Below are 7850 nucleotides of genomic sequence, written 5' to 3'. Positions count from 1 at the left end.
TCGCCATCCTCACCGGCGGCCAGTTCATCTCCGAGGACATCGGCATCAAGCTGGAGAACGTGGACCTCAACATGCTGGGCGAGGCCAACAAGGTGCGCATCAACAAGGAGAAGACCACCATCGTCGAAGGCAAGGGTGACAAGAAGCGCATCGAGGGTCGCATCGCCCAGATCCGCAAGCAGATCGAGGAGACGGAGTCCGACTACGACCGCGAGAAGCTGCAGGAGCGCCTGGCCAAGCTGGCGGGCGGCGTGGCTGTGGTCAAGGTGGGCGCTGCCACCGAGACGGAGCTCAAGGAGAAGAAGCACCGCATCGAGGACGCCCTGGCTGCCACCCGGGCTGCCGTGGAAGAGGGCATCGTGGCCGGCGGTGGCGTGACGTACCTGAGGGCCCAGGCTGAGCTCGACAAGCTCGAGGCCACCGGAGACGAGAAGGTGGGCATCATGATCGTGCGCAGGGCCCTGGAGGAGCCGCTCCGCACCATCGCCTCCAACGCCGGGCTTGAGGGCTCCGTGGTGGTGGAGAAGGTTCGGGCTTCCGACAACCCCAACTACGGGTTCAACGCCCTCACCGGCCAGTACGAGGACATGGTCAAGGCCGGTATCGTGGACCCGGCCAAGGTCTGCCGCTCCGCGCTGCAAAACGCGGCCTCCGTGGCTTCCATGATGCTCACCACTGAGGCCCTGGTGGCCGAAATCCCGGAGAAGAAGGAGTCCAAGACCCCGCCCTATCCGCCCGACGAATTCTGATCTGGCGGCAGGGACGATTTCAGCGGGCGAGTGGACGTCGTTGCAGGGGGGCCGGATCAACCGGCCCCCTTGCGCCTGACGGGTCGCCTGAACCAGCAGATCCCTACCATGGGCCGCACGAGCGCATCTGGGCCCGTCAGATCGCCAAGCCGGGCCTGGCCCGTGGGACGGCCAGGCCCCTGTCTCCACTGCCTGCCCGTCAGGACATGCGAACCTTGGCGGCGGCTGCGTGAGCAACCAGCCCCTCCAGCATCCCCAGGCGATACGCCACGGGAGCAAGAGTCTTTGCTCCCTCAGCTGACAGCCATTGGTGAGTGGCGACCTTTACGAACATCCCTGCCCACAGCCCGCCGGTGAAGCGGGCCGTCCCCATGGTGGGCAGGATATGGTTGGGACCCGATACATAGTCACCGAACACCTCGGCCGCCATTTCCCCCAGGAACAAAGATCCGTAGTTCCTCAGGCGGGGAAGGAGACCTTTGGGATCGGCTACGTGGACCTCCAGATGCTCCGGTGCGACTTCGTTGGCCACTGCCACGGCTTCCTCAAGGTCCGTCACCAAGCACACCTGACCGTTGGCCTCCCAAGACGCCCTGGCCACCTCTGCCGTAGACAGGAGGGCCAGTTGAGACGCCAGCTCGGCCAGAACCCGGTCCGCCAGCATCCGGGAAGTGGTAACCAGCGTCGCCCGGGCCTGGGGGTCATGCTCGCACTGGGCGAGCAAGTCTGCTGCTACGTAGGCGGGGTTGGCCGTGTGATCGGCGATCACCAGCACCTCGCTGGGCCCGGCCAGAAAGTCGATGGCTACCAGCCCCGCAACCTGACGCTTGGCCTCGGTGACGTACTGGTTCCCAGGCCCCACGATGATGTCTACCGGCCGGATAGTTTCTGTACCGTAAGCGAACGCGGCCACGGCCTGGGCCCCGCCCATGCAATAGATCTCGTCGGCCCCCGCTATCTGCATGGCCACCAACGTGTAATGGTTGATGCCCCCGTGGGCGTCCGGTGGAGAGCACGTTATCACGCGCCCGACACCCGCCTCCCGGGCGGGGATGATCCCCATGAGGGCAGTAGAAGGCAGCGGATACCTGCCCCCGGGCACGTATACGGCCGCCGACTCCAGGGGGATCAAGCGGTGCCCCACGTGCACGCCCGGCAGAACCTCCCTTTCCACCTCCGACATAGCTGCGAGTTGCAGGCGTGCAAACTCCCGGATGCGCTGGGCCACGAACTCCAGGTCGCGGACAGCTTCCGCGGGCACGTTGCTCCAGGCCTGCTCTCTCTCCTCCTGGCTGACGAGAGGGGAGGGCCGGTCTACCCGATCGAACCGGTGCGTAAACTCACGCAGGGCGTCGTCTCCTCGTTCTTTCACCTCCCTAAGTATTTGCCCCACGGCATCTCTAACCCCCGACCATTCCGACTCTCCCCTGGGCCTGGCTTCCTTGAGGATCAGCCGACCCATGCGTACCACCCCCTTGATCCGCCCCTCCAAACAAAGGGCCTGCCCAGGCTAACTGATAGCCCGGCAGGTCCCCTCGTGCCTAACGCTCATGGGTCTACCGGCAGAGACCGATAGCCCCTTCGGTCTCCTCACCTCACCTGCAGGACGGCGGCGCCCGGGATTGTGCGGTGTTTCAGGTCCTGCAGCGCGCGATTGGCCTCCTCGAGGGGATAAACCCGGGTGCTTACCCGGATAGGGATGCGCGCGGCGATTTCCATGAACTCCACGGCGTCCTGCCGGGTGCTGTTGGTCACGCTGCGCAGCGTGCGTTCCCCGTATATCAACTGGTAGTCGAAGCTCGGGATGCGGTCCAGGTGCACGGCGTTGATGGCCAGCGTACCACCGCGGCGCAGGGCCCGCAGGGCCATGGGGATGAGATCTCCGGCCGGGGCGAACGTGATGGCCCGATCAGCCGGCGACGGTGCATGTTCCGCGGCGGTGCCTGTCCACTCTGCCCCCAGTTGGCGAGCCAGCTCCTGGTGGTCGCGGGAGCGGGTGAACACGTACACGCGGCATCCCCAGTAGCGTGCCACCTGGATAGCCAGGTGGGCCGAGGCGCCGAAGCCGAACAGGGCCACGGTTTCGCCCGGCTGCACTTCGGCCAGCCTCAGGGAGCGGTACCCGATGATGCCGGCGCACAGCAGGGGGGCAGCTTCGATGTCCGAAAAGGCGTCGGGGATGGGTACCACGAACGGAGTGGGGGCCACCATGTACTCGGCGTAGCCGCCGTCCGCGTCCAGCCCGGTGAAGCGGGCCTGCTCGCACAGGTTCTCCTGGCCCCGCCGGCAGTATTCGCATTCACCACAGGCCCAGTGCAACCACGGTACCCCCACCCGGGACCCCGGGCGCCACGCCGGCCCACCAGGTCCGGTTTCTCGGGTGCCGGGCGCGGCAGAACCCACGTCACCGGCGTCGGGTGGCTGGCCTCCCGGGTGGGGTGGGCGCGGCATCACCTGCTCGATGGTACCGACCACCTGGTGGCCAGGGATAAGGGGCAGGCGGCGGGGGGTGAGTTCCCCCTCCACCGTGTGGAGGTCGGTGTGGCATACGCCGCAGGCCTTGACCATTATGCGCACCTGACCCGGTCCCGCCACCGGCGTGGGCACTTCTTCGAGTCGCAGCGGGCTGTCTTCGGCGGGACGGGGAGCGCGAAGCACCATGGCACGCATCGATCATACCTCCCCAGAAGGCAGGGGCTTGAGTTCTGCCGGCAGGCCGGCCAGTAGGGAAGCCACCGTCGCCCGGTTGCGGTCTGCGATTTGCTCCCGCCTCAAAATGGCCGGGAGGTCCGCCCGGTTGTCGCGCATAGTGTGGGGCAGGGGCTGGGGGCAGCGATCCTGCCACCGTTCCACCCAACTGGTGGGGACGGCGGGCGGAACCTGAAGGCCGGCGATTTCGGCCCATAAAAGGGTCCATACGCGCGGCACCACGCGCCAGTCGTAGCCTCCTCCCCCCAGGGCCAGCCACCGGCCGCCGCACAGTTCGTGGGCCAGGGCGTGCAGGGTGCGGGCGGCCAGTTCGTAGCTTTCGGTGGTGAGGGCTAGGTGGGCGAGGGGATCGAGACGGTGCCCGTCGCACCCGTGCTGACTGACGATGATGTCCGGCCCGAACCGGCGCAGGAGCGGGGGGACCACGGCCAGGAATGCCTCCTGCCAGGAGGCATCCTCGGTGAACGGTTCCAGGGGCACGTTGACCGCGTAACCGTAGCCGGGCCCCGCACCCCGCTCGTTCACGAAGCCGGTGCCCGGGAACAGGAACCGCCCGGTCTCGTGCAGGGAGATGGTGAGGACCTGGGGCTCATAATAGAAGGCCCACTGCACCCCGTCACCGTGGTGGGCGTCGATGTCCACGTAGGCCACCCGCCACCCGTGCCGCCGGCGCAGGTGGGCGATGGCCACGGCAGCGTCGTTGTAAACGCAAAAGCCGGAGGCACAGGCGGCCTGGGCATGGTGCAGGCCTCCTGCCAGGTTGAGGGCGTGGTCCAGTTTCCCTCTCGCTATCAACTCGGCCCCGAGGAGGCTGGCCCCCACCGCCAGGCTGCTTGCCTCGTGCATTCCGGCAAACAGGGGGTTGTCATCGGTTCCCAGTCCAAAGCGGATCAGGTCGGGGTGGGGGCGATCGGGGTGGGCGGCCCTGACCGCTGCCACGTACTCGGGACTGTGGATAAGGAAGAGATCTTCGTTGGTCGCGGGGGTGGGGGTGAGGACCTCCAGGGGAGAGAGCAGGTGCAGGGTGCGGATGAGGTCGATGGTTAGTTCCAGGCGGATGGGGTGGAGGGGGTGGTCAGGTCCGAAGAAGTAATGCCTGTGCTCCTCCGTCCACACGAATCCTGCTCTACCACTCATCGGGGTTGCTGCCCCTTTTCAAACAGGAGATCGTTGAACTTCTCCCTGAGGTCGCGCGGGACGTGTTTCCCTATCCGCACCATGAGGACGTTGCTGGGGTGAGAGGTGATTTCCGGGTCGTCGGTGGGGCAGGGCTGGACGCCCGACACTCCCTTGAGTTTCTCCAGCATGCGCCGGTACTCGGCCCGGGTCAGCCCGGTGCGTTCCAGATCCCAGTGCCAGTAATACTCGGTGGCCAGCACTATGTAGTGTTCAAGGGCCGGGTCCTGCCCGATGAGTCCGAACAGGGCGGTGGCTACTCCCGACCGGCGCCAGGAGGGTGAGACCTCCACCGCACCCAGTTCCAGGATGCCGGGGATACCGTCGCGTCCCCATCGCTCAAAAGGGTGGGGGGGATGGACGACCACGTATCCCACGATGACGTCCTCGTGGCGAGCCACCCACACCCGGCCTTCATCCATCGCGGCTACCTCTTCCAGAGCCTGCTTCTGGCGCCAGGCGGGCCGGAACCAGTCCAGCCTCGGGTCGATGTCCAGTCGTGCCAGCTCTTCCTGCGACAAGGGTCCCTCCAGAGTGATCTGCCCGCTCGGGGTAGAAATGACGCCGGTCAGCCGGGGCGACGGTGCCAGGGGCATGGACTCCCTCTCCCACTTCCCTCAAAGTGGAGCACAAATAGCATTCCTCGTGGCAGGCAGCCATCCCTGCTGCACAGGCTCGGTACCGGGTTCCTCGTGCTGCCCAGGGCTTGCCTCTGGGTTGACCTTCCCATCCGGTTCGGATACATTTTCCGGTGGATTCACCATGCCGTGGACACAGTCGGAAAAGGGGGAGCGGGTCTGTTGACCTCGGCCGGGCTGTTCGTGCCGGTGCTGGGGGGCGAGCAGGAGGCGTGGGACCCAGGAAACTCGGGGATCTGACGGAACTCAAGCCGGTGTACCTGCTGGAAGGGGACACGGAGGCCCTGGCGGCGCAAGCGGAGCTTGCCCTGCGCCGGGCATGTTTCCCCGCCGGTGGGGAAGATACCGGCTGCGCGCGCTGGGATGGCGAGGGGATTTCTGAAGCGATCGCCTTCCTCTGTACTGTTCCCTTCTTTGCCGGGAGGCGGTTGGCCATCGTAACCCTGGGGGCCGGTTCCGGCGGGGACGGGGCTGGCCCGGATGTGGTAGCCGAACTGGAACAGTACCTGGCGGATCCACCTCCCTGGGCGGTACTGGTCCTGCGAGCCCGCGGGCGGGTGGGAACGAGACTGCGTTCTCTTTGCGAGAAGCACGGTATGGTGGTGCCCTGCCAGGTGGACAGGAGTGACCTTCCTGCGTGGGCGCGGGAACGGGCCCGCGCCAGGAACGTCAGCCTGGGGCCTGCCCAGGCCTGGCTCCTGGCGGAGTTGTGCGGGGGAGACCCCGACCTGGTGGAAACAGAACTGGAAAAGCTATCTTTGGCCCTGGAGCCGGGCCGGCCGGTGCGGGAGGAGGATCTGCGCGAACACGTTTTCCCGGGCCCGGCAGCACCATTTACCCTGGCCGACGCCTGGGCCAACCGTGACCTGGCGCGGGCGCTGGACTTCCTTTCCCGTCTGCTGGAACAGGGGACCGACCCCCTGCGCGTCCTGGGGACGCTGGCCTGGCAGGCGAGGTCGCTTCTCCTGTACTCCTACCTGCACCGCGAGGGTGTCCGCTCGCCGGCAGAGGTGGCCCGGTTGATGGAGACCAGTGCCGCGGGCGTGAAGGCCGCGGCTGCCCGGGCCCGCGGCTTTTCGACCCAGGAACTGGAATTCGCGTTGGGCCGGTTGGGCGAAACCGATTTTCTGATCAAAACGGGCCGGATGACCCCCCGGCAGGCGCTGGAAGACTTCCTGTTTCGCACCATCGGGGCAGGCTAATTTCCCGGCCATATTGGCCGGTTGCACGCGACGAAGAGGAGACCGGGCTTCCCGCGGTTGGGCGAGGGCCGCGGGGAGCTAGCTTGCCTGCTCCGCCGATTGTTGCCGGGCTACGTTGTAATGCTTCTGCAGCCGGGCTTTCCGCCGGTCGGCCTGGTTGCGATGGATGGCACCCTTGGTGGCAGCTTTGTCCACCATGCTGATGGCCTTTTGCAACCGTGCCTTTGCCTCCTCCAGGTTGCCCGAGGCCAGGGCTTCCCGAAAACGGCGAATGGCGGTACGCATGGACGATCTGATGGCGGCGTTGCGCAGGCGGCGTTGCTCGGCCTGGCGCGCCCGCTTGGCTGCGGTGTTTCTCTGTGGCAAGGGCGTTCACCCCCGGCGGGCATTTTACCACGGGCCCCGGCGCGCTGCAACAGCAGAGGATGCTGACCACGGGTAGTGCCCGCAGGCGGTGCGGCAGGGGGCGCGCGGCATATGGCGCTGGGCGCAGTGCGCTGCATATGGAGGCACAGGCGGTGTGCGGTGATGTGGATGCGGTATTCGGCCTCAGCCCCGAGGAAAAGCCCGCAGCGGACGGCCCGCCCGCCACTACCCCAAACCTCAGGGGGTGAAGTTGGGCTAAGAACTCGCCCCGTGCTCCTGCGTGGCCGCCAGGTCCACCACCGCTTGGCAGTACCGCAAGACCAGGGGATCGTGGGAGAACACCACTATTGTCCTCCCCGAGAAGTTTGTGCTGATCCCAGCGAGGATTCGTTCCGCCGTTTCCTCGTCGAGAAACGCGGTGGGCTCGTCGAGGAGCAGCACCGGAGCCTCGCGCAAAAGGCCCCGCAGGATGCCAAGCCGCTTGCGTTCACCCCCCGAAAGCTCGGAGAGCTTTGCCGACGAGATCTGGCGCGAAAGAAGGCCCTCCACAAACTCGCCCAGCCCAAGCCTCTGCGCCACGCCCGCAAGGTCTGCTTCTATATGGGAAAAAGCGAGCTCCGTATCCAGACCCCCGCTCAGAAACCTCGGCTCTTGCTCCACCACCGCGAAGAACCCCATGCGCTCGGAAAGAGGCATCGTGGCCACGTCGCGGCCGAAGAGGAACACCTTGCCCGGCGGGACGGGGTAGAGACCGAGGATGATGTTCAGAAGCGTGCTCTTGCCCAGGCCGCTTCGGCCGACCACGGCCGTAGTCACTCCGCGCTCGATTTGCAGGGACAACCTTCGGAAGATGGGGACGTCACCGAGCGCGAAATCCAGGCCCCGCACCTCGATGGCGTGCGGGTGGTCGGGGAGTGCGGTCGGGGCGGTGGGCTCCTCGACCGTCCAATCTTCGGTCCAGGCCAGGACCTCCTGAACCCGGCCCAGCGACACGAGCGCCGGCTCGATCT

The 7850-nt window shown here is 66.5% G+C and carries 8 protein-coding genes; 2 read left to right on the top strand and 6 right to left on the bottom strand.

The genetic code is table 11. The features are described 5' to 3' along the window. On the top strand, positions 1–749 hold a 749-nt coding region (gene groEL, locus AB1446_01705), incomplete at its 5' end, for a chaperonin GroEL (GenBank protein MEW6545618.1). 199 nt (positions 750–948) lie between these two features. Here groEL and hisD read toward each other — a convergent pair. The 4 genes from hisD to AB1446_01685 form a co-directional block, all read right to left on the bottom strand. Then, the gene (gene hisD / locus AB1446_01700; protein ID MEW6545617.1) at positions 949–2211 is read right to left on the bottom strand and encodes a histidinol dehydrogenase; all 1263 of its coding nucleotides are present in this window, start codon (positions 2209–2211) and stop codon (positions 949–951) included. Positions 2212–2339: 128 nt separating this feature from the next. Next, positions 2340–3419: a zinc-dependent alcohol dehydrogenase family protein gene (locus AB1446_01695; GenBank protein MEW6545616.1), complete on the bottom strand. Its 1080-nt coding sequence runs from the start codon at positions 3417–3419 to the stop codon at positions 2340–2342. Positions 3420–3422: 3 nt separating this feature from the next. Beyond that, positions 3423–4595, bottom strand: coding sequence for an acetoin utilization protein AcuC (locus AB1446_01690; GenBank protein MEW6545615.1), 1173 nt, complete (start codon positions 4593–4595; stop codon positions 3423–3425). Continuing rightward, entirely contained in the window at positions 4592–5230 is a 639-nt protein-coding gene (locus AB1446_01685) for a GNAT family N-acetyltransferase (GenBank protein ID MEW6545614.1), read from the bottom strand. The genes AB1446_01690 and AB1446_01685 overlap by 4 nt, the downstream gene beginning before the upstream one ends. A 254-nt stretch (positions 5231–5484) precedes the next feature. Here AB1446_01685 and holA point away from each other — a divergent pair, with 254 nt between their 5' ends. Beyond that, positions 5485–6474 carry a DNA polymerase III subunit delta gene (holA, locus tag AB1446_01680; protein MEW6545613.1) on the top strand — a complete coding sequence of 330 codons (990 nt, stop codon included), beginning with the start codon at positions 5485–5487 and terminating at the stop codon, positions 6472–6474. 78 nt (positions 6475–6552) lie between these two features. Here the strand turns inward: holA and rpsT are convergent, their stop codons facing one another. Both rpsT and AB1446_01670 read right to left on the bottom strand, forming a co-directional pair. Beyond that, the gene (gene rpsT / locus AB1446_01675) at positions 6553–6840 is read right to left on the bottom strand and encodes a 30S ribosomal protein S20 (protein ID MEW6545612.1); all 288 of its coding nucleotides are present in this window, start codon (positions 6838–6840) and stop codon (positions 6553–6555) included. Positions 6841–7095: 255 nt separating this feature from the next. Further along, on the bottom strand, positions 7096–7850 hold a 755-nt coding region (locus tag AB1446_01670; GenBank protein MEW6545611.1), incomplete at its 5' end, for an ABC transporter ATP-binding protein.

Source organism: Bacillota bacterium (assembly GCA_040757085.1).
Taxonomy (GTDB): Bacteria; Bacillota; Sulfobacillia; order JACIYH01; family JACIYH01; genus JACIYH01.
Note: the sequence above shows the minus strand (reverse complement) of the source record. Positions and strands in the feature narration are given on the sequence as shown.